Here is a 23,020-nt window from a genome sequence, read left to right as displayed (position 1 = left end):
GCCCGCGCAGCCCGTAGCCTTCCGAAGCCTCGACGGGCTCCGGCTGGCGGGGACATATGTAGCGCCAGCGACACCATCGACTTCGGTCACAGTGCTCGTACATGGCGGCGGTGTCACCCGGGATGAGGGCGGTTTCTTCGCACGCTTGGCGGACGGACTCGCCGGGGGCGGTATCGCGTCCTTGCGGTTCGACTTGCGGGGGCACGGTGAGAGCGAAGGGCGCCAGGAGGATCTGACCATCTCCGGCGTGCTCAACGACATCCGCGCCGCACTGACACATGCCAGGACCCTCGTCGGCTCGGTGCCGGCGCATCTGCTCGGTGCCAGCTTCGGCGGTGGCATCTGCGGCTTCTACGCCGCGCGCTATCCCAAGGCGCTGGCGAAGTTGGTTTTGATCAATCCTTTGCTCAACTATAAGAAGCGTTTCATCGACGACAAGCCGTACTGGACCGACGACCAGATCGATGACGCTGCTGGACGCCAGCTGCTGCAACAGGGTTTCCTGCCGCACTCGCCGACATTCAAGCTCGGTCGCCCGCTGTTGAACGAGGTGTTCTATCTGCGACCCGACCAGGCGGTCGATCAGATCAGGGTTCCGACGCTGGTCCTGCACGGCACCGGTGACACGTTCATCCCCGTGCAGAGCTCCCGCGACTTCATCGAGAAACTGGCTGGCCCGGCCAAGTTGATCGAGATCGGAGGAGCGCAGCACGGAATCGCGGCGCACGACGATCCCCAGTACCTGGATCCGCGAACCCAGGCTTGGCAAGCCGCAGCGATCCAGTCGATCACCGAATGGTTGTCCTGACTACACCGCATCCATCAACCGGAGAAACTCGTGCACGGCTGAGCGGGCTTGCCACGGTTGGAGGCGACAGCGCAGGCGGAACAGCTCTCGGAGCGTACGGGCCGATCCCGCAGCCGAGGCTGCGCCGATCGCCGCTGTAGCGGCCAGCGCCGCATCGTCGGGACGATGTACGGCCACCAGGGTTTGAGCCTTCAGCGTGGAGAAGTAGGCGAGATCGCGGGCGGAGAAGACAGCAGGGGTCAACGTCGATTCATAAATCTCGACGGCTTGCTCCGGGCGCCCGGATTCCCCGTAACAGATCGCCGTCTGCACCTTGAATAGAACGGCGTCGTAGTGAGCCGCCAACGATGTGCGGTCCTCGGCGGCGAGGGCGAGGACGTCGCGGGCTTCCTTCAGCATGTCGTCAACTTCCCGCTGACCGGTGCCGAGCATCGCCAGACCGCGAGCCTGCTGCTGCACGGCCTCCGCCATGACCCGCGCCGGGAGTCGCCACGGCCCTTCCCTCGCGGCCTGGGCCAGTCCGAGCATCCTGGCGGCGTCGCGGTCGTCCCATGCTGACTGGCTCTTCTTGATCAACACGTAGCCCGGTATCGCGAAGTCGGCGGCCTCCATGGCCCACTCCGATGCACGGTCGCGCCAGTATTCCGCCGGGGACGGCTGACCGCAGTCGCGGTACAGCCAGCCGGCGAACTCGGCCGCCCGCGCACCGACGGCGAGCAGCGGTTGCCTTACCTGTGGCTTCGCGTCGCGTACGGAGTGCTGGACTAGGGCCACGATGCCCAGCACCCTGGGTAGCGCGTGCCGGGGACCGTGGACCCGGTCGTCGGTGGCGCATCGGGCCAGTCCGTTGTCGAGGTATCGGACCAGGTCGGCATCCAGGTAGCGGTGGGCATCGCGTGCCACAGCATGAAACCGGTCGAGATCATCGAGAGCTAGCGCCGCTGGGCCGAGCGTGTGCACTGCCGCGAGCAGACCACCCTTCGGCCGCGAAACGTCCGGCCCGCGGTCGAGAAGAGGCGATCGCCCGTCGACGTCTTCGCGGTCGACGTAGTCCGGTCCAGGGGGCCGCGGCGGACCACGAAGGGCAGATGAGCGGTCCACCTGTCGGGCGCGGGCCTGCATCCGGTCATAGTCGGCGACCAGCGCGCCACCGGTGTCGAGTATCTGGTCGCAGCGGACCCAGAAGTCTCGGCCCACGCTTTGCCGGCCCAACTCGACGTTGGCGACAGTGCTACGCCCGTACAGGGTCAACGGCGCCAGACTGCTCTGGGTGTAGCCGGCGGCCTTGCGCAGCGCTGCCAGTTTGCGCCCAAGCGCGAAACGGGCTTCGCGGACCTCTTGCGGCGCGCTGGACATGGGGCTGGCTTCCTACAGGCGCGGGTACGGGGTGTTGTCACAGTAGCCGGATTCTGTAGTGATGGGCAGACCCGCCACCCGCCGGGCCGGCTGGTGCGTTTCGGCCGGTGCCGCAGTGCGGATGCACCTGCGGCGGGTTGCTGGCGACTAGGCTGCTGCGACGTGACCGCTATCCCGGAAGCAGTGCACGAGGTCGAGGTCAAGTATCGCGTGGGCGACGAGGCGGCGCTGGTGGCGGCTCTGGCAGCTCACGGGGTTGTGCTGTCCGACGCGGTGAGTCAGGACGATCAGGCGTACGCGCCGGCGGCGTGGCGGTACGGCATGAGCAAGATCGGGGTGCCGTTCGCGCGGCTGCGCACCCAGGACGGCCGGCATCTGTTCACCGTCAAGCGGCCGGTGGACAACGAGATGGCCTGTCTGGAGTACGAGACCGTGGTGGCCGATCGGGAGCAGATGCACGCCGCGCTGGTGACGATGGGCTTCACGCCGACGGTGCGGATCGTCAAGAGGCGCCGTACCGGTCGATGGGGTGAGGTGTCGCTGTGCCTGGACGCCGTCGAGGGGCTGGGCGCGTTCGTGGAGGCAGAGGCGTTGATCGGTAGCGATGATTCCGGCTGGGCCGTGCAGGAGCGTCTGGACGGCTTGGTTCGCTCGCTCGGGGTGCCGGTGATGCGCACAACGGACACGTACGACTCGTTGCTGCGGAGCGCGGCGGCAGCTGGTTAGAACACCTCCGTGGCGTCGGTCCCGGGCCCCTTACCCAAGGTGGTTGTGTCTCGTCGGTGTGCGTCTCTACGCTGCCACGGTCCGCTGTGGATGCGAGGCGTTGAGCGGGGTGGTGCGATGTCGCTGACCGACAGCATCGGTGTCGACGTGCAGTCGATGACGGCGGGTGTGGCTCGGGCGCAGCAGGAGGCAGCAGCGGCCGACCATGGTGTCGAGCAGATCGCCGTTCGGGCGGTGGCCTCCGGTTTCGTCGGTATCACGGCGGGTCTGGCTCGGGTGCGGCAGATGATCGGGCAGGCCCGGTCCCGGCTGGCAGAGGCCACGGATGTTCTGGGTGAAGCGTCCCGGGCGGTGGGCTCGGTGGGGCGGCAGCCCTCACCGCAGGAGACCATCGCCGCCCTCACACCGGTGGTCGCGGCGCTGACGACAGTCGAGGGCAGCGTGACGGCGGCGGCGTCCGCGGTCGATGATGCGCGGCGGATGGCCACGACGGCGCTGCAGGGCGGGCAGCCGGGCCCGACGCTGGCGCGCCTGCAGCAGATACTGCAGATCCTGGCCGCCGTCCGCGCCCGGGGGACGACGGCCAGGCAACACGTCGAGGCGGCGCTGGCGCAGGCCAGACAGGTCGGTGACCTGGGAAACTAGCGAGGGGCGGCGGAAGCAACGACCGACCGCCCGCCACGCCCCCAGCAGCCGACGATGCGACACGACCCCAGCACGATCCCGGTGGCGACGCGGGTAGACCGAGCGGGCAACCGACGGCGGGTGTCCCACGGCCGGTCGGCCCCGACTGGGTGCCAGCCGATCCGGCGGCCCTGCCCGAACGCGTACGGCACGCCGTCGACCATTTCCAAACTCGCCCCGCCGGCGCGACCCGGCCCACCCTCGGCTTGTTCAACGGCGAGGAGATCTACTCAGGAGGCGGTGACCGGTCCCTGGCCGCCGACCTGGACCACGATCCGCTTCGCGGACCACCAGTCACCTTCTACGAGCATGCGGAGTCCAAAGCCGCCGCGCGGATGCGCCACACCAACGCCCGGGAAGGCGACCTCGCGATCGACAACACCGTCTGCGGCAGCAACGACCGGGACCAGAGCTACCCCTGGACCTGCGACAAGATGCTCCCCGCCATCCTTCCGGCGGGTAGCCGCCTCCGCGTGTGGGTCACCCGCGACGGCGGAACCACATGGTGGCACCGTGTCTACACCGGCACCGGAGAAAGGATCACCCCGTGACACTGCTGCTACGCGACTACCACGGTCACGCCTACGACGCGACCAGCCCCGACGACGCCGGACACTGGTTCGACGAACAGACCCAGACGATCATGCCCCACGGAGCATGCGGACAAACCCTCACGATCGGCACCGACGACAAGCCGGTCCTCCGCATCGACATCGACATCGACGCCGACCGCGCAGCAGTGCAGTGGCTACCCGACGGCAGCTACGCCACCGAACACGAACCCGACACACCAATCACCGTCTACGAATCACCCGACACCGGCCTGATAGAAATCTCCCCCGAACTCGCCCGAGTCACCCCCGCAACAGCCCGAGCAGCCCTCCTCGAATACGCCGCCACATGGCAGCGGCCCACCAATATCGACTGGAGCCACCGGGACCAGGCCCCTTCATGACACGCCGCATGTTGGACGCCAGCCGGCTCCGCGTTCCGGTCACCCACGCCGCCGGAACGTCGACGGACGAGGGTCTCGCCCGACTCGCGCGACCAACGGTTCCCGGTGCACAACCGGGTCGCCCAGCTCCGAATACGCGGTGGCCATAGTCGTACGCCCGGTCTTCGTCCTGATGGAGCTCGGGTCCCCGGAGGCGTGCCGTGGCCAAACAAGCGCAACCAGAAGCAGGCCGTCCGGGCTTGCATGGCGAGAACGGTGAGCCCTACAGCGTGGCGGCGCGCGCGCACTGTGCAGCCGTCACGCCCGACCGGACAGCAGGCTGCCTAGGCGGGCACCAGCGGCAACGTCGTGCCGGACAGCCATCTGTTCCCGCCATGGCGTCCGATGCACCTCCATCGGACCCGGCGACTCTGGCTCGCACCTTACAAAGCGGCTGTGCGAAGGAATCGCCTCTCCCGTATCAATGGGCTTGGAGAACGGCTTTGACTTACCGGGACGTCGCCCCGATCGCTGAGCCCTCGCGTTGACGGTCACCGGCCCTCAGCGTCGCCAACGGTGCCCATGACGGCCGTGTACCCGCTGCAGGTAAGGCGCTGCACTGACGAGCTGAGGTCACGCGGCCAAGGGCACCGTCGCAACTGTCCTCCATCGGTAGGTGCGGTTTTCCTGTCGGAGCGCGATCAGTGGCACCTGCCTGATTGTCACCTGCACCGGGGGCTGTTCACGGAGTTCGGCTAGCCGGGCGCGTATGGGTTCGGTTGGTGCTGGTGCGCCGCTGTAGGCGATGGTGACGTGCGGCCGGAATCCCTGCGCGGGCTCGGGGACGGTGGGCCACACCGTGCCGATGGCGTCCCGGATGGTGGCGCGGAGGTGTTCGACGCGGTCCCAGGGCTTGACGAGCAGGCCGACTCCTTCGGCGTCGGGGTCGACCGGGCCGAGGGAGAGCTCCAGCGGCGGCAGATTGGCGATGCGTTGCCGGGTTTCGGCGACGATCGCCTTGATGTCGGCGTCGCTGACCTCGTCGGTGAAACCGAGTCCTTGCATGGTGAGGTGCAGGCCGTCGAGCGGCACGAGGTCCAACCCGGGCAGCGCCAGTTGGCGTTGTAGGTCGGTGACGAGGTGGTCGAGTTGGGGTTGGTTTTCGAAGGTGAGGTGCCAGGTGTAGAACTGGCGGTCGGCTCGCCAGCCGGGGCGCCAGTACCAATGGTTGGTGAGTTCGGGCAGGTCCTGGTAGGCGGTCCAGCGTTGGTGCAGGCTGGCCAGTTCCCGGCTGCTCATGGCGGTGATGGTAGAGCGGGTGGTGTCGTGGCATCGAGCTGTGTGCGGTCGGCGAGCATGTCGGCGACGTGCCGCAGCTGCGGGTGGCGGGCGAACGGCTGGGCGCAGGCGAGGAATTGGCGGGCGCGTTGGTGGACCGATTCGAACCGCTGGTCTGCGGTGAGGGTGAGCGCTTCCGCCGCCAGGGTGGCTGCCTGTTCGGGGTCGGGGTTGTCGGTGTGCAGGTGCGCGGTGGCCAGGTCGAGGCGGCTCAGTGCGCGCGGGCCAGCCAGCGCCGCTGTGTCGAATGCGGTGATGGCGGTGGTGAGGTGGTCGGTGATGCCCGCGGTGCGGCCGAGGGCCAGGTAGGCGGTTGCCGCGTTGGCGGCGGTCCTGGCCGGGCAGTACGGGCCGAGGGTGAGGCTCGCGCTGACCTCGCCGCCAGGTGGGTGGTCGGACAGCATGGTGAACGCGCGGTCGACGGCGCGGTCGACGCCGTAGCGGTCACCGAGCCGGGCGAGCGCACGGGCTTCCCCGTTGATGGTGAGGCGGAGGCGGTGCGGGCTGGCGTTGGCGCGGCGCAGGCCGTCCTGGGCGTAGGCGAGCGCGTCGTGGTAGTCGCCGGTGTAGAACGCGATCAAGCTTTGCGTGGCGCGGGCCCATGCCTGCACGTCGGGTTGCTCGGCGGCGTCGGCGAGGTCGAACGCTTCGGCGGCGTAGGCGTGCGCCACCCGGAACGCGCGCAGGTCCAGGGCGAGGGCGCCGAGGATCCCGGACAGGTGCGCGGCGGCGGTGTAGAGCCGGGCCCGTTGCGGCGGATGCTGCCGGCCCGCCATGAGCTGGTCGACGTAGGCGCGCAGTGGTCGCATCCGCGCCATGAGGACCGCCGGGGTGAGGCGTTCGTTGTCGGTAATCGCCACCCGCACCTCGTTCTCCAGGTACGCCAGGCGGGCGTCGTCGTCGGTGGCCGACTTCAATGCCAGCCGGCGAGCGTCGATACTCTCTTCGAGTTCCCAGAGGACAAAGCCACCATCCGCGCCAGGGGCGTCGGGGCTGGTGTGGGTGGGGGCCGTCGGCCAGGACCTGGGTGTGGTCCCTTGAATTGCCGACAAGCGGCGCCTTCGGTCCAGGTCGGCGATGTGGTCATACTCGGCGGCAAGCACGCCCCCGGTCGCCAGCACTGAGTCGCAGCGGGACCAGAACGCGCGGTCGGGGTGCTGGTGGCCGGTCTCGGTGTTCGCCACCGAGCTGCGCCCGTACTGCACGAGCCGGGCGAAGCCGTGCTGCGTATGACCGGCGGCCTTGCGCAACTGGGCGAGCCGACGGCCGAGCGCACGCCGGGCGGTCTTGATCTCGTCGCTGTCGGCCATCGCTGCGAACCCCCGATCACCCGCAGACGTCACCGGTCACGATGCGCGCACACCATAGCTTCAATCGGTGACATTCCCGACCGGCCGGAACGCTGCCGGGCGTCGGCGCGACCGACGGTCGCGTCCCCGGGATCACGCGACCCTGCGCGTTGTTTCATTGGCTGCCATTGTCGGGATCGATGGCAAGCCAAAGCCGGATTGCGTTGTCAAAGTTTTGTCGGAGTTGGTGTCGGCATCTGCCGACAATATCGGGGCACGACGCTGCGGGCGTGTCGACCCGGAGGCGGCATACCGTCCCTGCATGCCCTCCGAACGCTGCGACTTCACGCCCGAATAGCCAAGGGCCATGAGCAAGCCGACAAAGACCTCGGGTTCCTCGACCGGAACGGCACACTGACCCGCGACCTGTGCGGCGTGCTGACCCAGACGTCCTGTTCCTTGTTCAACCGGCTCGCTACTCGCCACTGATACCTGGCCCCGGCCGCCGAGCACATCACCTTCCACCACTCGTCCAACATCCCACTCAGCTATCAACCTGCCGAGGCGACCGACAGCAGGGAAAGCGGTGAACACCTCCCAAGCCACACCTGACGCCGTCGACACAGCGGCATTGCGTGAACAGCTTGTCTCCACTCTCAAAAAGCGCGGCCACATCCGTTCCGCCCCTGTCGAGCAGGCATTCCGGACGGTGCCCCGTGAGCAGTTCCTCCCCGGCGTCGACCTGGAAACCGTCTACGCCCGCCGCCAGATCGTCTCCAAACGCGACCCCCACGGCGCCGCGCTGTCGTCGGCATCAAGCCCCAACCTCGTCGCGGACATGCTCGAACAACTCGACCCGCAACCCGGAGACCACGTCCTGGAGATCGGCGCCGCCACCGGCATCAACGCCGCCCTCCTCGCCGAGCTGACCAACCCCGGCGGCACGGTCACCACGATCGAACTCGACCAGGACCTCGCCGACGGCGCCCGCGCCCACCTCGACCGCGCCGGCTACCACACGGTCGAGGTGATCTGCGGCGACGGAGCCCTCGGCCACCCCGAGTCCGCCCCGTACGACCGTGTCATCATCACCGCCGGAGCGTGGGACATCCCGGCAGCCTGGTGGGACCAACTCGCCGACCACGGGCGCATCGTGGTACCCCTGCGTGTGCACGAGAGTGGCCTGACCCGGTGCTTCGCCTTCGACCGCACCGGCCCCACCACTCTGGTCAGCACCATGACACCGCTGGTCTGCGGGTTCGTGCCCATGCGCGGTACGGCCGAGCACACCGACCAGCACGTCCGCCTCGACTCCGACGTGGTCGTCAAACTCGACGCCGCCGACCAACCCGACCGCGCCGCCCTCGCCCGCGCCCTGAACCACCCCCGGTACGAACGCTGGACCGGTATCCAGGTCACCGACGACGACCCCATCGGCCACCTGGACCTGTGGCTCCTCGTGAACGCCAGTAAGCCGTTCGGCCGTATCCGCGCAGGCGACACCGCCCGCACCAGCGCACTGGTCACCCCCGCCTACCGCTGGGCCGGAGCCGCCATCTACCACGGCGGCACCATCGCCTACCTCGCGTTCCAAGACACCGGCGACGGCCAGCACAAACTCGGCGCCATCGCCAACGGCCCGGACGCCGACGAGCTCGCCGCGGAACTGACCGACCTGCTCGACCAGTGGGACGAGGCGGGCCGCCCCAACAAGCCCACCGTCACCGCCCACCGCGCCGGAACCCGACCGGTCCAGACCGGCGACATCAGCCGACCCGACACGGTCCTCACCATCTCCTTCTGACCACACGGCACCGGGCGGAACCCCGCCCCGGCGTCTCGACGCGAGCGGCCCGTGTGCAGAGCACTACCGCAGCCAACCGCACCCCTCGCTTCCCGAGGCACGGCCTTGCGCAACACGACACCACCGCCCGGGTGACCCAGCCCCTATGCCGGCGCACCATCCGAGGCCGAGGACTTCCCAAGAGGCGACTCCAGGTCGAGCACGTTTTGTCTCATGCGCCCGATATTGTCGCCGCGCATCCGCATCCCCATTGACGCCCGTTCATGGAGGTCTACCTATGGCTGGTGCCGCGCTCGACACCGTCTCCGCTGATGAGGCCCGCGCTCGGCTCGTCGATCAGCTTCTCGCCGGCCGGTGGATTACTTCGCCGGCGGTGGAGGCGGCGTTTCGCCGGGTGCCGCGACATCTGTTCGCGACCGGCGGCGTCAGTATCGATGCCGCGTACGCCGACGACGTTGTCATCACCAGACGCGGCCCGGACGGGCGCGCGACGAGTTCGATCTCCGCGCCGTGGCTGCAGGCCTACATGCTGGAGCAAGCCAGGCTGGCACCCGGCGCCCGGGTCCTTGAAGTGGGTTCCGGCGGCTACAACGCTGCGCTGATCGCCGACGTCGTCGGCCCGGACGGCACCGTCGTCACCGTCGACATCGACGCCGACGTCACCGACCGCGCCCGCACCGGCATGGACCGTGCCGGCTACCAGCAGGTCACGGTGGTGCACGGCGACGGCGAGTACGCACACCCGCCCAGCGCCCCGTATGACGCCATCATCGTCACCGTGGAGACACCGGACCTGCCACCGGCCTGGCTCGACCAACTCACCCCCGCCGGTGTTCTCATCGTGCCGCTGCGGATACGCGGCATGACCCGGTGCCTCACCCTGCGACGCCACGAGGACCGTCTCCTCGCCACCGCCGCACTGCAATGCGGGTTCGTACCGATGCAGGGCGACGGACGCCAACCCACCCGCCGTCTGCTCCTGCGCGGCGACGACATCGTCGTGACCCTGGACGACACCACCACCGACGTGAACCCGGACGCACTCGCCTCCGCCCTGCACTCGCCGCGGCGGGAAGCATGGTCGCCGGTCACCATCACCGTGCACGAAGGCTCTTCTTTCGAGTCGCTGCACCTGTGGCTGGCCAGCCAACCCCGACCCTTCGGCACTCTCGCCGTGGACCGCGAGCACGCCGTCGGCCTGGTGGACCCGCAAGACCGGTTCGTCTGTCCGACCCTGCTCACCGCCGACAGCTTCGCCTACCTCGCGATGCGCAGGCTCGACGGCACCACCTGGCAGTTCGGCTCCCACGGCTTCGGGTCCGATGCCGACACCCTCACCGCCGACATGCTCGACCTCATCACGGTCTGGGAAGACGACCTCCGGCACGGCCCCGGTCCGACAATCACCGTGCACCCCACCGGCACACACCCGCTCACACCCGACGGACCCCAGCTGCTCGTAACCCGCCGTCACACCACGATCACCGTCACCTGGCCTGCCTCGGGAGAGCCGAGATGACCTCCGACCCGTCGCGCATTGAACGCAATTCCCCGGGCTCGCCTACGCTGGTGATCATTCGGGGAAACTCCGGCAGCGGGAAGACCACTACCGCCCGCGAGGTACGCCGCCGCTTCGGACGCGGTGCGGCCCTGATGGAACAGGACTACCTGCGCAGAACCGTGCTCCGGGAACACGACAGCGCCCGCATCGACCCGGTCGCCCCGACGTTCATCACCGCGACCGCCCGCACCGCCCTCGATCTCGGTTACCACGTCATCCTCGAAGGCATCCTGCACACCGAACGCTACGCCCGTGTACTCCGTCAGCTCATCGACAACCATGCCGGCCCGGTCGCCATTTTCTACCTCGACGTGTCCTTCGACGAGACCGTCCGCCGCCACCTCGGCCGCGACGAACCCATGTCCTTCACCCCCGAACACATGCGCAGCTGGTACACCCACCGCGACCTGCTCGACATCCCCGGGGAGACCGTCATCGGCGAGACCAGCACCTTCGAGCAAACAGTCACCACGATCCTGCACGCCAGCGGCCTCACCACCGTGGCACCGCAGACACCCTGCCCACGACGATGCCCGCACTGTGCCCGCAAAGCCGACCAGACGGCTACCGCCACCACTACGGCCTGTTGACACATCGTGCGGACTCACGCCCTCCGGAACCCGCTCAGGCCACGGAGCCGGCGCGGTCGACGGCCGGTCATGTCCTTCCGAGCACGATTCCACCCCAATACCTCAGGCCGCATCCGGCGCGCCATCCTGAGCAGCACCTGCTCGACATCGACGAGCACGGCAGCCCTGAGCACGCTTCTATGAGTGGATCGGAGTTGGTTCGCTCACGATCTGCCGCCCTTGACGGGGCGGATGTCTACCGTCGGAGGAATGAGGCTGCTGCTGCGCGGCGGGCCCGGCGATGGGCAGGTCGTTACCGGCGGCGGGGAGACCGTCGTCTGGCGGGCCTGCCTGTACGAGATCACCACTGCGTTGGCTCACCGGCAGGGAGACGACCTGCGGGTCTACCGGCACCGCCCCGACTGCTGCGAGCTGTACGGCAGGGGTGCCGAGGACCGCTGTGAGTGACCTCCATCGCGCCGGCCACCCACAATGTGATCGAACATGCGTACGATTCGGGTCATGGATCAGGTGGTCAGGAGGTGGTGGAACGGCGCGGTGCGCCACGAGGCGCTATTGATCGAGTGGAGGTGGGAGACCTTCACCCGTCTGCTGTCGTAGCAGTGGGCGTGAAGCTGGAGGCAGCCTGACCGTGGGAACGCGCGGGTGGGCGGGAAGCGGCCTCGACAACGCCGGGATGGGTTGGTACTGCCAGACGGCTCAGGTTCGGCAAGCGAGACGGAAAGGTGTACGTGAGGAACCGACGTGTAACGCCTCTTAATTCCACCACCGGCTCAAATCTGGTGGATATGGGCCGGGATCGCGGACGAACCATCCGGGCTCGTGCCGTCCGGGTGGACATCATGGCGGGGACGGTCCCCTCGTTGTGGTGGTTGCGGGGAAGGTCTACGGCGTACCCGCAACGGGCCGCAGGGGCAAAGTCGGGCACCTCCTCCGTCGATCGATCGGTGGTGAACGTGGGAACCGTCGGGTGCGGACCCGCCGTGACGCGGCCAGCGTGGCGGAGATGGGAGGGCACGTTGTCCTGCCGGGGCACTCCGATGGGGCGGAGTCCGCGTAGTAGTCCGAGGGCGGGAAAGCCGTCCGCACGGCGAAGGCGGGCAGCGGGTTCGCAGGGAGGGATTGTCATGCCAGGAGGTCGCTGGTGAATACCGGCGCGCCGTGGCCGAGCTTCGATGAGGCGTGGCGGCGGGTACTGGAGATTCAGACCAAGCTGCATCGATGGGCAGGCGAGGAGCGGTCTCGCCGGTTTGATGATCTGTTCAACCTTGTCACCGATCCCGCGTGCCTGACGGTTGCGTGGGATCGGGTGCGGAGCAACATCGGCTCGCGCAGCGCGGGTGTGGACGGCTTGACCGCCCACCACCTTGAGGCGCTGGTCGGCACGGAGCCCTTCCTGGGCATGATTCGGGAGGCGGTGCGGTCGGGGCAGTTCCGGCCGCTTCCGGTTCGGGAGCGTCTCATTCCGAAGCCGGGCAGTCTCAAGAAGCGTCGGTTAGGGATTCCGACCGTCGCGGACCGGGTCGTGCAGGCGTCGCTGAAGCTGGTGCTGGAGCCGATCTTCGAGGCGGACTTCCGTCCGTGCTCGTTCGGATTCCGGCCTCGCCGACGCGCTCAGGACGCGATCGCCGACATTCATCTTCTGACATCCAAGTCATACGAGTGGATATTGGAAGCGGACATCGAGGCGTGCTTCGACTCGATCGACCACGCCGCGCTGATGGCGCGGGTGCGTCGGCGAGTCGGGGACAAGCGCGTGCTGAGCCTGGTCAAGGCGTTCCTCAAAGCCGGGATCCTCACGGAGACCGGCTCCCGCGAGGAGACGCACACCGGGACACCGCAAGGAGGCATCCTGTCTCCGCTGTTGGCCAACATCGCCCTGTCCGTGCTGGACGACTTCGCCCAGCACACCTGGCAGACGGCGATGTCGACGAGAGTTCTGCGTGAGAAGCGCCGCCGGAACGGCCAGCCGAACTGGCGGCTCGTGCGCTACGCAGACGACTTCGTCATCCTCGTGCACGGTGATCGGCGTGACGCCGAACAGCTACGAGACGAGGTAGCCGTGGTCCTCGCCGGGATGGGCCTGCGCCTATCACCGCCGAAGACCATGGTGGTCCACATCGACGAGGGCTTCGACTTCCTCGGGTTCCGCATCCAGCGGCACCGGAAGCGAGGCACAGGTCGGCGCTGCGTGTACACCTACCCGTCCAGGAGAGCGGTCACCGCGATCAAGGACAAGGTCCGCTCGCTGACCCACAGCTCAGCACAAGCCGACCTGACCGCCCTGCTGGAACGCGTCAACGGCGTACTACGAGGGTGGAGCAACTACTTCAAGCACGGCGTGTCCAAACGGACCTTCAGCTACCTCGGCGCCTTCACCTGGCGCCGGACAGCTATCTGGCTCCGCAAACGACACAAGGGCCTGACGTGGAAGCAACTCCGCCGACGCTTCATGGCCGGCGGATGGACGATCACCGACGGACAGCTCACCCTGTTCAACCCGGCCTCGGTCACCGTGTCCCGGTACCGACGCCGCAACGTGATCCCCAACCCCTGGACACCCACAACGCGCCGCCTGACCCAGCCGACATGAGGCCGTGGAGAGCCGGATGCGGTGAGAGCCGCACGTCCGGTTCGGGAGGGCGGGCCGAAGAAACGGACCAGGCGAAAGCCCGGCACCGCGCTTCGGCCCGACCCCACTGGGGGCGGCTTGCGCGCCGCGATGTGTGGCTCGTCCGCCAGACCCGATGGACGGTCGTCGCCCGGGCCGGGGACAGCGAGACCGGCAAGACGCTGCGGTGGGAGTTCGACAGCCAAGTCGAAGCCCAGGACATGGTCGACCGTCTCCTGCGCGCGCCCTCGCCTGGCTCGTGGCGCGAGCACGTCAGGCAAGACTGACCCGCCCGCGCCGTCTACGGTCCGTCACACCCTTGCAGACCAGCACGACGAGGACCTTGCCCAGTCGAGCGCTCCACGGAATTCGGCCCTGTGGCGCACGCCGCCCACAGCGCTCGATCGCGACGACATCGTCACTCGTCACAGCGCTCGGGCGGCGTGCGTCACTGGTTGTCGACTCAGCGCCTGGTCACCGCCACCTAGGGACGTCGCCGGCGGGGGCGCCGTGTCCACGGGCCTGGACGACGGTGCTTGGGCCGGTGGCGGGCCGGGCGGACGGGTCGGCTGGGGCGACGGGCTGAGTGTGGCCTCAGCCACGCCCGCACAACGTGTGCGCTCAGGGTTGCCGTCACACGCCAGATCCTTGTCGAGTGCACTGTGTCACCACTTTCTCGCATGGTGTATAGATGGCGGGTGCTCCGCGCAACCGGGCGGCCAACCAAGCGGCACGGAGCACCCTGACCGACCAGGCAGTCAGCACCGATCGGCGCGAATGACTTTCCCCGACGCCCCTAATGTCGGGAAAGAGGTCCCGACGAACTCCCGACAACACCGACCGCTGTCGGGCAACCCTCGTGCATCAAGGACGACCGCATGAGCACCTACCCCGCGCCGCGCCGCAACACCCGCCCGTACGCCGTCGACGAGGCCACCATCCGCAACCGGTGCGCCAACCCCGACGCCGCCGAATACACCCTCTACGTGCGCAGCCTCATCCACGACTACCTGGGCATCGGCGGCCAGGCGAAGATTCTCGAACACGCCCGCGCCCGAGGCCTGCACTACCCCGGCCTCAACCGGCAGAAGCTCTCCGAGCAACTCAGCCGGTACCGCCTCGGCCCCACCTGGGAGATGACCGAGCTGATCATCGCCTGCCTGCCGGACAGCTGCGACACCGCCAGCATCCGCGCACTTGCCGCAGGCTGGTACCAGTGCGCCCGCGGCCAACTACCCCACGGCTACAAAGGCCCCGTCAGCCGCCCTCCCGGCAAACCCGGCCAACGCAACGTCCCCGAGAGCGAACCAAGCGTCCCCGTCCTGCAGCGTCGACTCGCCCGCCTGCAGGAGCGCCTCTACGCGGAAAACCTGCGCCACATCGACAACCTCCGGACCTCGGAGAAAGCCCGCAACCAGGCGCTACGCCACGCCAACCAACTCGAATCCCAGTTCCACCAGACCAGGGAAGAGCTGCTACGGCTCCGCACCGTCACCGCGGAGATCGCGACGATCCGGGAGGAGTACGCGCGCCAGTGCGTCGCCCTCGAACTCATCGCCACACCCGACCTACGCGCGAAGCCGATCATCGACCTACCGGAACTGCCTGCCACCCGCCGCCGGATCCGCTTCGGCGTCCTGGTCGCCACGATCGACGCCACCGCACCACCCGCCCGCCGGGCACTGGCCCGCTACCTCTGCGTTTACGCCGAACTCGCCGGCATCTCCCCCACCGAACTGGCCACCCGGGCCGACATCGCCACCACCGTGACAGCAGACATCCTCGCCGGCCGCCGGATACCCACCACCGCCCACGCCACCCGCCTGGCGGCCGTCCTGAACTGCGAACCGGACACCCTGCATCACCTCACCAACGCCGCTAGCAGCGCCACCGCCGTCGATGAGGACTTCTGGACCATCGCCAACACCGTCACGACCACGTCATCGCCGGACGCAGCGCCCTCCCCCAGTGACCTTGTCGGGTCGGATCCCGACAACCGTGGCATGCACCCACACACCAACCCGACAACGCCACCGCCGCACACCATCGCCGACCGGCTCCGCCACGCGGCCACACTGCACCGGGAGGGACTGATCAGCGACCACGAGCACGCCGAGCAACGCGCTCGCATCCTCGCCGAGCTATGACCGGCCGCCATCCGGCGCTCAGACGACAAGCGGCGCCTGGCGTGCCTTTATCCTCTAGCTCGACAAGCAAGTCGTCCATAGCGCTGCGTAGCGAGCGGATCGCGGCATGTGAGTGCGTTGGTTGGTAGCCGTGGGGCGTCAGACTGAAGGGATGAGCGAGGTACGACCCGCGGCAACTTCCGACGCAGCGCAATGGTTGCTCCGGTCTGAGGTTGATTGGTGGGATCTTGTTCGCTATGGCCCGCCAGGCTTCGACGTGTATATGCGTGTCGCCTTCGCCCAGGATCCGGGGGAAGGAGAAGATCCTGCCCTTCGCCGAGCGCTCGCGACCCTTGCTGCCTACACGGCGACTCCTGCCACTGCATATGCGGCGATCTGGGAAGGCTGGGGCGGGGACCCACATCCTGATGCGCCACGAGTGCCGATTCCTCATCGGGCGATGCTGCTGTTCACCGGGCCTGTCGAAGTACTCAGAGATGCGGCGTACCTGGCTTGGTACGGCTCTGCGCAGGGCTATCAGGAACCGCACCTCGTGTGGCCCGAGGATCAAGCCTGGTGCCTGGCCTGCGAGGTCGACGAGGAAGTCGAGTTCACCGTGGGATGTTCCGTCGACGCGTCCCAGGCTATGGCGAGGGCCCTGCCCGGTGGTGTCCGGCGGGTTCGCTATGGGGAACCGGCTCCGCTGTACCGCGACCCAGCCTGGCCCTAGCATCAGCCGCATCTCGGCAGGGTCGGACGCAGGTCCTGCACGGTCTCGATTTCACGACGTAGCGCCCTGTCTGCGGCAGATCGGGGTACCCGAGATCGTGGGCAACATAATGTGGCCGTCTCTGCCGAGATCGTCTGCAAACATGCGCCCATGACCGCATCCGACTCCGTTGAGCTGATCCGAGTTCCACAGCTAACCGATCGGGCTCCGTACGCCTATGCCGCAGTAGCGTCTGACGTACGGAAGCTCGTGTTCACTGCCGGCGCCTGCCCGCTCGACGAGGACGGCGCCACCGTCGCGGTCGGAGACGTGGCCGGGCAGGCCGAGCAGGTCATGGCGAACCTACGCACCGCACTGGCAGCGGCCGGTGCCGACCTCACCGACGTGGTCAAGACGACCGTCTACGTCGCCAGCAACCGCCGGGACGACCTTGTCACAGCGTGGGACGTGGTCAGTCGACACTTCGGCCCGCACGACGTGCCCAGCACTTTGCTGGGAGTCGCCGTCCTCGGCTACCGCGACCAACTCGTCGAGGTAGAAGCCGTCGCCGCCCTATGCTGATCACTCAGTTAAGCGCGCGCAGCGCGGCAGATGAGTGCACAGGTTGGCGACATCGGGTAATCGTTCCATACGGGAAACCGCGCGAGATTGCTTGGGTTCTTTGGACCTAAGCCACAGCGGCACCGCTACTCACAATTTGAGCATCTGGTACGAACGGACGAACGGCGGCAGACTGATCGACTCTTGCGCTAGTTCACGAAGGAAAACGAGGTGGGTCCTGCGGCGTAGGACACGCCGGACCCATGCTGGCGAGCTCACATGTAGCGTGCGTTCGATCGAGGGCGTCAACGGAAGCGGCAGTGCGAGGGTCAACGTCATCTCCTGCGTCGGCTTTCTTTGCAGCCCGAGGTCGACCTCGAGTTCTCGTACAAGCGTGGTCAGTTCGTCCTGCGCCTGCTTGACCTTGTCTAAGTCTTGTTCGTTGCGGATCCTGCGCTCCATCTCGTAGACCCAGGCTCGAAATGCAGTTGCCTTCGCCGAGTCGCGAATCTCTACAGCGGTGCGCAGCAAGTCACTGCGCCGGCTCGCCTGCCCGATGACAAACGAGGCTATGAGCGGGAAATTCGCGCTGATTACCTGGGCGCCAAACTCGTCGTTGATAGCAGCTTGAAGCTTGCTACGGACCTTTTCACCTGCACCGATAGCGACATCGGCGAAACGGGAAACAGAACGATTGAGCTGCGATCGAATGATGCCTGAACGCCAGGAGTGCGGCATGTACGAGGCGCTGGTAAGGTGCGCGAGCTCTTGATAGTAGAATCCACGGAAGGCGAAGAGCGCGAAGTTCTGAAGCGCGTCAGGAAGCACATTCAGGCTTTGAGTAAAGCCGTTGAGTTGCCGATGCAGTTCTGTTGAGATACCGGCATTCTTCGGAGAGGATCGGATTGAGTCGAGAATCTTTTCGACGAAATCTGCGCGGTCTCGATAGATGACAGGAAGAACCTCTATCTCGCGCATCGACGGCAGGAAACCCAACTGTCGTTGCAGATCTCCTGAGGAGACAAGGTTCCTCGTCTTTTCGATACTCAGGCGGTACAACTCCATCTCTAGGGCGCTGTCACCGTACCCCTCGGCGATGTCAGTGTCCCGGTAAAAAGAACTAGAAATGGCGCTAAGGTCGTCTAGTTCCGGCCATGCATCATTTCGACGGCTCGACGAATCGACAACCATGTCATTGACGAGCACTATCGCCTCGAGAACATCCATTAGCGATCGGAGGTCCACTCCGGGCGGCAGTGTACGTGGGAGTAGGGGATCCCACTCGAGTGCCCGACGCGCACCGAAGATCGTCGTGTTGTCAAGCAGTACGCTGCCCTGGAATGGTTCCGCAGACGGCTCGGCGGCTACAGTGGCCCGACGACGTGAGAAAAACCAGCTCCGCATCTCGCCACCATCTCATAACATGAGGCCTCCGTCGATCTAATACCTGACAGACAACGCCCGGCCATAGCTTTGTCTGAGGATTCGGGAGCGAATATGTGTAGCGTGATATGCACCTGCTCCGGCCGCGCTCTATTCGGCTACTTGTCGCGCGACCAGCGGCAGCCCGGTGAAGATGAGACGCCAGCGCCGGATGAGCGGTTGTCCGGCGCCGCGAATACACTCTTCTCGGCATGAGCGTGCACAGGTGATGGCAGTCCCGAACCGCGTCGTGCAGGCACCGCACGTGAACGGTTCGTGGGCGAAGCCGCTCGACCAACACCCTCCCGCGCCGGTCACCGGCGGCTGCCACATCGGCCGCTGCGGTTCATCGCGTAGCCGGCACCGACCTGGTCCAGACCCGATGGACACCCCGCCGACAAGCCGGGCGCCCGGCTCGTGCCGGCCCAAACTAAACCCGCACGGTCTTCAACCGCACCGTGTCAAGTGCCCTCCACTACCCGCCGCCCGGGACAGGACAACCGGGCGGAAATCAGATGCCCACATCACCACCGCCACCACTGGCCACTACCCCCACCCCATGATGCAGCCCCCGACCCGCCAAGCCGTGAACCCAGGTCAACGCCACCGACCACACCCGCAGCGACAGCCGCCAAGAAGATCCACACCACAGGCCACAGAGGACCTATACCAACCGCCCGTCGACGCGCACCGACTCCATGATCCAGACCATGCGAAACGCGAACGCACTGGTCAGCACGCACGCGCACAAACCGCCACTGAAACGGCACTCGAACTTTGGAGCACCAACGGAGCACCAAGCTCCCACATGGTGGAAGATCACGGCACATAGCGGGAAAGAGTCAAGGCCGCAACCAACGTTTCCGCTGGCCACGGCCTTGATTGCGTTGCGCGCCCGAAGGGACTCGAACCCCTAACCTTCTGATCCGTAGACGAGAAGTCAGACGCCACAGCTCAGAGCCTTGATCAAATTCCTTCCCGCAGCCCGATTTGGGGATCGATGTATTGTTTCTAGGCTTTGTCAAGAACTTCCTTCCCGTTGTCTCGGCTACTGGGATATACATCGATAGTGGCCGACTAAGCGACGGTCGCGCTGGACGTTTAATCGATCTCGTTACGGTGCGCCTGCGGGCACAATGAACGCCGTGCTGACCGCCACCCGCAGCCTGCTGACGTCGCTCGATCCGCTGCCGTACCCCGTGCGGATGAGCCGGCTCGTCGAGTGGGCACGTACCGCGACTGATCGTGTCCAGGTCTGTCGGGATCTGCGCGAGCAGGATCCCTATGCGCGGCACTTGGCCCTGGTCGCGGCGATGGCGACCCGCGATGCCGAGGGCATCGCCGCGGCGGCCCGCGACCCGCAGCCGTCGATCAGGGGTGCGGCGCTCACCGCGGCGCTGCGCGCCGACATCCCGGTCGGCGATATCACCGACCGGTCCGCGATGGAGCGGCGTCGTGTCTATCGAAGCCTGCGCCGCCGGTATGCGCCGGCTGTCGCCGACGCGCTGATCAGTGAGGTCCACGCCCACTTCGGTGACGAGGAGGCCGCCACGCTACTGCCAGCCTGCGGCGACGACACAGTACGGGCGTTGCTGCCGGATCTGGAGCACGCGCTGCGCCTGGAGCGGCTGGTCCGGCGGCATGGAGGTCCGCTCCTGGAGCGGGTCCGCGAGCGGCTGGCCGCAGCCCCGCCCGAACCGCGGGCAAGGATCTGGGGTGACGCCGCCGTCGCGGTGCTGCGGTGTGACCCGGCGCGGGCACTCGATCTGCTCGAACGGTACGCACCGGAGGAGTCGCTACCCGGCCCGCTCGACGCGTACGGACGACTCGCGGCACACGATCCGGTTCGCGTCGCCCGGCTGCTCACCACACCCGGCCGCGCGGCCTGGCTGCGCCGGAACGTGCTCCCGCCGGCCCTGCTGCGCCGGTTGGCGGTCCTGCCCACCGACGAGCTGGTGCCCCTGGCCAGCCGGTACCGGGAACACAGCCGGGCGCTGGCGGCGCTGCTCGACGCCGTCGCCCCGGCCCGACGCGCGGACCTGTACGACCGGGCACTGTCCGAGGTCGACACGGCGATGCTGATCCCGGCTGCCGAGATCATGGAGGTGCTACCGGCCGCGATCCGGATCCGCGAGGCGAGGCGGGTGCTGGGCCTGGCGAAGATTCAGGAGCGTGAGGCGGAGGTGCGCCTTTGGAGCGCGTACCTGGCCTGGCCGGACGCGTCAGCGGCGCTGGACGTCGCGCTGCGCTCCGGTGACGCCGACGAGCGGGCACACGGATACGCGCTGCTGGTGCAGGCCGCCCGCCGCTCCCGCGACCCGCGGGTGGTCGCGGAGATGGTTGTGCGGCTCAGCCGGCTGCGCAACGAGCAGGACCCGGTACGCGCCGCCGCGCTCACCGCGCTCGCGAAGGTGGCGCCGCTCCTCACCGCGGACACGGTAGCCGGGCTCACGCAGCTGACCACCGACGCGGTCGACGCCCGCGACGCCTCCGCCGCGACCACGACAGCGCTGAGTTCGCTCGCCGCCGACGTCCTGCAGCACCACGTCGCCGAGCCGCAGCTACGCGAATGGGCGCTACTGACAATCGACCTGGTCAGCACCGGCGCCGCCGTGCCGGTACTGCGTCGCTTCGACACCGTCCTGCGCCGCGGGCAGGAGACACTGGTCTTCGAGCGGCTACGCGGCTGGATCGAGGCGGGCATCGCCCGCGGCCGGTACGGGCCGCTCTTCGCGCTCACCCACGCGCTCGGCAAGCGGGCCTGGCGGCTGCCACAACTGCAGGACCTACTGCGTCAGGCGATCGGCCCGCACACGCTGGCGTCGGTGGCCCGCACCGCGATCCGGTTGTGGCTCGATGACCCGCGTACCCGCTCGGACCGCGTCGCCGAGGTACTCGCCACCGATCCGACAGCGGTGACGCTCCACGAGGTGTGGGCGATCATCTGCGCCTCCCGCACCGACCTGCTCGACCAGGTACTCAAACGCCGCCCACGCGGCCGGTTCGTGGAACCGGGAATACGGTGGGTGCCCGCCTGGGTGCCGCACGCCGAGCGTTGGCTGCCCCGCCAACAGACCCGCTTCGTGGAACAGTTGGAGCTGATCCTCGCCGACACCGACCAGGGAGTGTGGCAGCGCGCGGCGGCGATCCGAGCCGCCGCACACGTGCCCGGCGCAGGCCGCGAGCTGGTGCTGCGCCACCTCGACGCCCCCGACGTGGCGATCGCCGAAGCGGCGCTGGGCGCGCTGGTCTGGACCGACCGGCCCGACGAGGCACTGCCGGTGCTGCTCCGCTACGCCGACAGCGACCGGGCGCGGGTCTCGCTGTACGCGGCCGGCCGGGCCGCCCGGCACGTCGCGCCGCCCCGGCTGGTCCCTGTCCTCACCGAGGTGCTGACCGGCCCGGCGAAGATCACAAGCCGGAAAGAGGCCGCCCGGCTCCTGGCACGCCACGGACCGCCGCGGGTCATGGCGACCCTGCTCGACACATATCACCACCCGGACGCGCACCGCGACCTACGCGCGGCGATCGTCTCCGCCGCCCGGCAGCGAGTACAGGCCGAGGCAAGCTGGACCATCCTGCGAGCCGCGGTCGACGGTAGCCGGGAGGAACGGCGCGCCGTCCTGGACGCATCCCCGGACACGATCCCGCACCGACACCGCCCGGCCTACGGCGCGCTCATCGTCAAAGCCTGCCAGGCCACCGACCGGGAAGTTCGACGCACCGCCTTCCACCAACTCGGGGACTGGTCACCGTGGCTGGCCGGAATCACCGACCTGGTCACCGACCGACTCACCGACCTCGACGAAACGATGGTGCCCACCGAGGTCGCCCACCTGCTCAAGGCCGGAGGCGACGACATCCTCGGCACCGCGCTGGCCCGGCTGGTGGACCGCGACGCCCAGGACGACCATCCGGGCGACCCGGCCACGGATCGCCCGGCCCGACGCCGCATCGCACTCCTCGCACACGGCGCGGTGATCCGATCCGCTCACCATCCCACCAGCGCCGACCGGACCGCCCTGATCGAAGCCGCGCGCTGGCTCGCCGGCCGGCCCGCCTTCGCCAGCACCGCCACCGGCCTGCTGGTCGACCTCGGCCGACTCGACAACCTCGACGAAATCGCCGCAGTGTGCGCAGACCGGCCCGTCCTAGCCGCTCGCACCGCCGAACGCGTCGGCACCCGCCTACAAAACCTCCGGGAGTCGCCCGACCCCGCGGCCCTCACCGACACCATCACACGCCTGACGGGACGCGGCGACCTCACCAACGGCCTGTTCGCGGTTGCCCTGGTCCGCCACGGGGCCGGCTACGGGTGGAAAACCCCATGGCGGGACCTGCTGATCCGGCTGCGCCGACACCCCGACGCCGACGTACGCGAACAGGCATACGCAATCGACATGAGCTAACCGCCCGACCAAGCAGCAGCACTGGAAGCGTTGACAGGATTGACAGTTCGCCAGGCCAGGGCACCGGCACGTCCACCCGCCGTCCCATTACG

At 67.9% G+C, this 23,020-nt stretch carries 17 protein-coding genes and 1 pseudogene; 13 read left to right on the top strand and 5 right to left on the bottom strand.

Annotated elements, in window-relative coordinates; genetic code table 11:
* Positions 1-91: 91 nt before the first annotated feature.
* Complete coding sequence (locus O7605_RS20650; RefSeq protein WP_269740684.1) at positions 92-808, top strand: alpha/beta hydrolase; 717 nt, start codon at positions 92-94, stop codon at positions 806-808.
* Here O7605_RS20650 and O7605_RS20645 read toward each other — a convergent pair whose 3' ends face one another.
* The gene (locus tag O7605_RS20645) at positions 809-2,164 is read right to left on the bottom strand and encodes a helix-turn-helix domain-containing protein (RefSeq protein ID WP_269740683.1); all 1,356 of its coding nucleotides are present in this window, start codon (positions 2,162-2,164) and stop codon (positions 809-811) included.
* Positions 2,165-2,326: 162 nt separating this feature from the next.
* On the opposite strand from O7605_RS20645, the gene O7605_RS20640 reads away from it, so the two are divergent.
* From O7605_RS20640 to O7605_RS20625, 4 genes are all read left to right on the top strand, one after another.
* The gene (locus O7605_RS20640) at positions 2,327-2,890 is read left to right on the top strand and encodes a class IV adenylate cyclase (protein WP_269740682.1); all 564 of its coding nucleotides are present in this window, start codon (positions 2,327-2,329) and stop codon (positions 2,888-2,890) included.
* A gap of 117 nt (positions 2,891-3,007) precedes the next feature.
* Positions 3,008-3,535, top strand: coding sequence for a DUF6244 family protein (locus tag O7605_RS20635; RefSeq protein ID WP_269740681.1), 528 nt, complete (start codon positions 3,008-3,010; stop codon positions 3,533-3,535).
* A gap of 149 nt (positions 3,536-3,684) precedes the next feature.
* Entirely contained in the window at positions 3,685-4,125 is a 441-nt protein-coding gene (locus O7605_RS20630; RefSeq protein ID WP_269740680.1) for a DddA-like double-stranded DNA deaminase toxin, read from the top strand.
* On the top strand, positions 4,122-4,529 hold the full coding sequence (locus O7605_RS20625) for an Imm1 family immunity protein (protein WP_269740679.1): 408 nt from the start codon (positions 4,122-4,124) through the stop codon (positions 4,527-4,529). The genes O7605_RS20630 and O7605_RS20625 overlap by 4 nt, the downstream gene beginning before the upstream one ends.
* A 612-nt stretch (positions 4,530-5,141) precedes the next feature.
* On the opposite strand, the gene O7605_RS20620 is transcribed toward O7605_RS20625, so the two are convergent.
* The 3 genes and pseudogenes from O7605_RS20620 to O7605_RS20610 form a co-directional block, all read right to left on the bottom strand.
* Complete coding sequence (locus tag O7605_RS20620) at positions 5,142-5,807, bottom strand: 2'-5' RNA ligase family protein (RefSeq protein ID WP_269740678.1); 666 nt, start codon at positions 5,805-5,807, stop codon at positions 5,142-5,144.
* 635 nt (positions 5,808-6,442) lie between these two features.
* Positions 6,443-7,156 (bottom strand): annotated as a pseudogene (locus O7605_RS32170) (helix-turn-helix domain-containing protein); the annotation flags it as partial.
* Positions 7,157-7,288: 132 nt separating this feature from the next.
* On the bottom strand, positions 7,289-7,729 hold the full coding sequence (locus O7605_RS20610; protein ID WP_269740676.1) for a hypothetical protein: 441 nt from the start codon (positions 7,727-7,729) through the stop codon (positions 7,289-7,291).
* On the opposite strand from O7605_RS20610, the gene fxlM (O7605_RS20605) reads away from it, so the two are divergent.
* The 7 genes from fxlM (O7605_RS20605) (at position 7,722) to O7605_RS20575 (ending at position 17,118) form a co-directional block, all read left to right on the top strand.
* Positions 7,722-8,939 carry a methyltransferase, FxLD system gene (gene fxlM / locus O7605_RS20605; protein WP_269740675.1) on the top strand — a complete coding sequence of 406 codons (1,218 nt, stop codon included), beginning with the start codon at positions 7,722-7,724 and terminating at the stop codon, positions 8,937-8,939. The genes O7605_RS20610 and fxlM (O7605_RS20605) overlap by 8 nt on opposite strands.
* Before the next feature lie 277 nt (positions 8,940-9,216).
* Positions 9,217-10,458, top strand: coding sequence for a methyltransferase, FxLD system (fxlM, locus tag O7605_RS20600; protein WP_269740674.1), 1,242 nt, complete (start codon positions 9,217-9,219; stop codon positions 10,456-10,458).
* Positions 10,455-11,090 (top strand): AAA family ATPase, encoded by a 636-nt coding sequence (locus tag O7605_RS20595; RefSeq protein WP_269740673.1) that lies wholly within the window; start codon positions 10,455-10,457, stop codon positions 11,088-11,090. Before fxlM (O7605_RS20600) ends, O7605_RS20595 begins: the two co-directional genes overlap by 4 nt.
* A gap of 249 nt (positions 11,091-11,339) precedes the next feature.
* The gene (locus O7605_RS20590; RefSeq protein WP_269740672.1) at positions 11,340-11,537 is read left to right on the top strand and encodes a hypothetical protein; all 198 of its coding nucleotides are present in this window, start codon (positions 11,340-11,342) and stop codon (positions 11,535-11,537) included.
* A gap of 697 nt (positions 11,538-12,234) precedes the next feature.
* Positions 12,235-13,683 carry a group II intron reverse transcriptase/maturase gene (gene ltrA, locus O7605_RS20585; RefSeq protein WP_269740670.1) on the top strand — a complete coding sequence of 483 codons (1,449 nt, stop codon included), beginning with the start codon at positions 12,235-12,237 and terminating at the stop codon, positions 13,681-13,683.
* A gap of 896 nt (positions 13,684-14,579) precedes the next feature.
* Positions 14,580-15,848 (top strand): helix-turn-helix domain-containing protein, encoded by a 1,269-nt coding sequence (locus O7605_RS20580; protein ID WP_269740669.1) that lies wholly within the window; start codon positions 14,580-14,582, stop codon positions 15,846-15,848.
* An 859-nt stretch (positions 15,849-16,707) separates the two neighbouring features.
* The gene (locus tag O7605_RS20575) at positions 16,708-17,118 is read left to right on the top strand and encodes a RidA family protein (protein ID WP_269740668.1); all 411 of its coding nucleotides are present in this window, start codon (positions 16,708-16,710) and stop codon (positions 17,116-17,118) included.
* A 129-nt stretch (positions 17,119-17,247) separates the two neighbouring features.
* Here the strand turns inward: O7605_RS20575 and O7605_RS20570 are convergent, their stop codons facing one another.
* The gene (locus O7605_RS20570) at positions 17,248-18,324 is read right to left on the bottom strand and encodes a hypothetical protein (protein WP_269740667.1); all 1,077 of its coding nucleotides are present in this window, start codon (positions 18,322-18,324) and stop codon (positions 17,248-17,250) included.
* A 1,331-nt stretch (positions 18,325-19,655) separates the two neighbouring features.
* Here O7605_RS20570 and O7605_RS20565 point away from each other — a divergent pair.
* Entirely contained in the window at positions 19,656-22,928 is a 3,273-nt protein-coding gene (locus O7605_RS20565) for a hypothetical protein (protein WP_269740666.1), read from the top strand.
* Positions 22,929-23,020 lie beyond the last annotated feature (92 nt).

Origin of the sequence: Verrucosispora sp. WMMA2121 (assembly GCF_027460185.1) — a bacterium.
GTDB lineage: Bacteria > Actinomycetota > Actinomycetes > Mycobacteriales > Micromonosporaceae > Micromonospora > Micromonospora palythoicola.
This window is presented reverse-complemented; position numbering and strand designations above follow the sequence as displayed.

Bases quoted from the DNA above. Each gene is read 5' to 3' on its own strand.
- fxlM (WP_269740674.1), top strand. From the start codon at position 9,217: ATGGCTGGTGCCGCGCTCGACACCGTCTCCGCTGATGAGGCCCGCGCT.
- O7605_RS20635 (WP_269740681.1), top strand. From the start codon at position 3,008: ATGTCGCTGACCGACAGCATCGGTGTCGACGTGCAGTCGATGACGGCG.
- O7605_RS20575 (WP_269740668.1), top strand. From the start codon at position 16,708: ATGACCGCATCCGACTCCGTTGAGCTGATCCGAGTTCCACAGCTAACC.
- O7605_RS20595 (WP_269740673.1), top strand. From the start codon at position 10,455: ATGACCTCCGACCCGTCGCGCATTGAACGCAATTCCCCGGGCTCGCCT.
- O7605_RS20580 (WP_269740669.1), top strand. From the start codon at position 14,580: ATGAGCACCTACCCCGCGCCGCGCCGCAACACCCGCCCGTACGCCGTC.
- O7605_RS20565 (WP_269740666.1), top strand. From the start codon at position 19,656: ATGAACGCCGTGCTGACCGCCACCCGCAGCCTGCTGACGTCGCTCGAT.
- O7605_RS20570 (WP_269740667.1), bottom strand. From the start codon at position 18,324: ATGGATGTTCTCGAGGCGATAGTGCTCGTCAATGACATGGTTGTCGAT.
- O7605_RS20620 (WP_269740678.1), bottom strand. From the start codon at position 5,807: ATGAGCAGCCGGGAACTGGCCAGCCTGCACCAACGCTGGACCGCCTAC.
- O7605_RS20645 (WP_269740683.1), bottom strand. From the start codon at position 2,164: ATGTCCAGCGCGCCGCAAGAGGTCCGCGAAGCCCGTTTCGCGCTTGGG.
- O7605_RS20590 (WP_269740672.1), top strand. From the start codon at position 11,340: ATGAGGCTGCTGCTGCGCGGCGGGCCCGGCGATGGGCAGGTCGTTACC.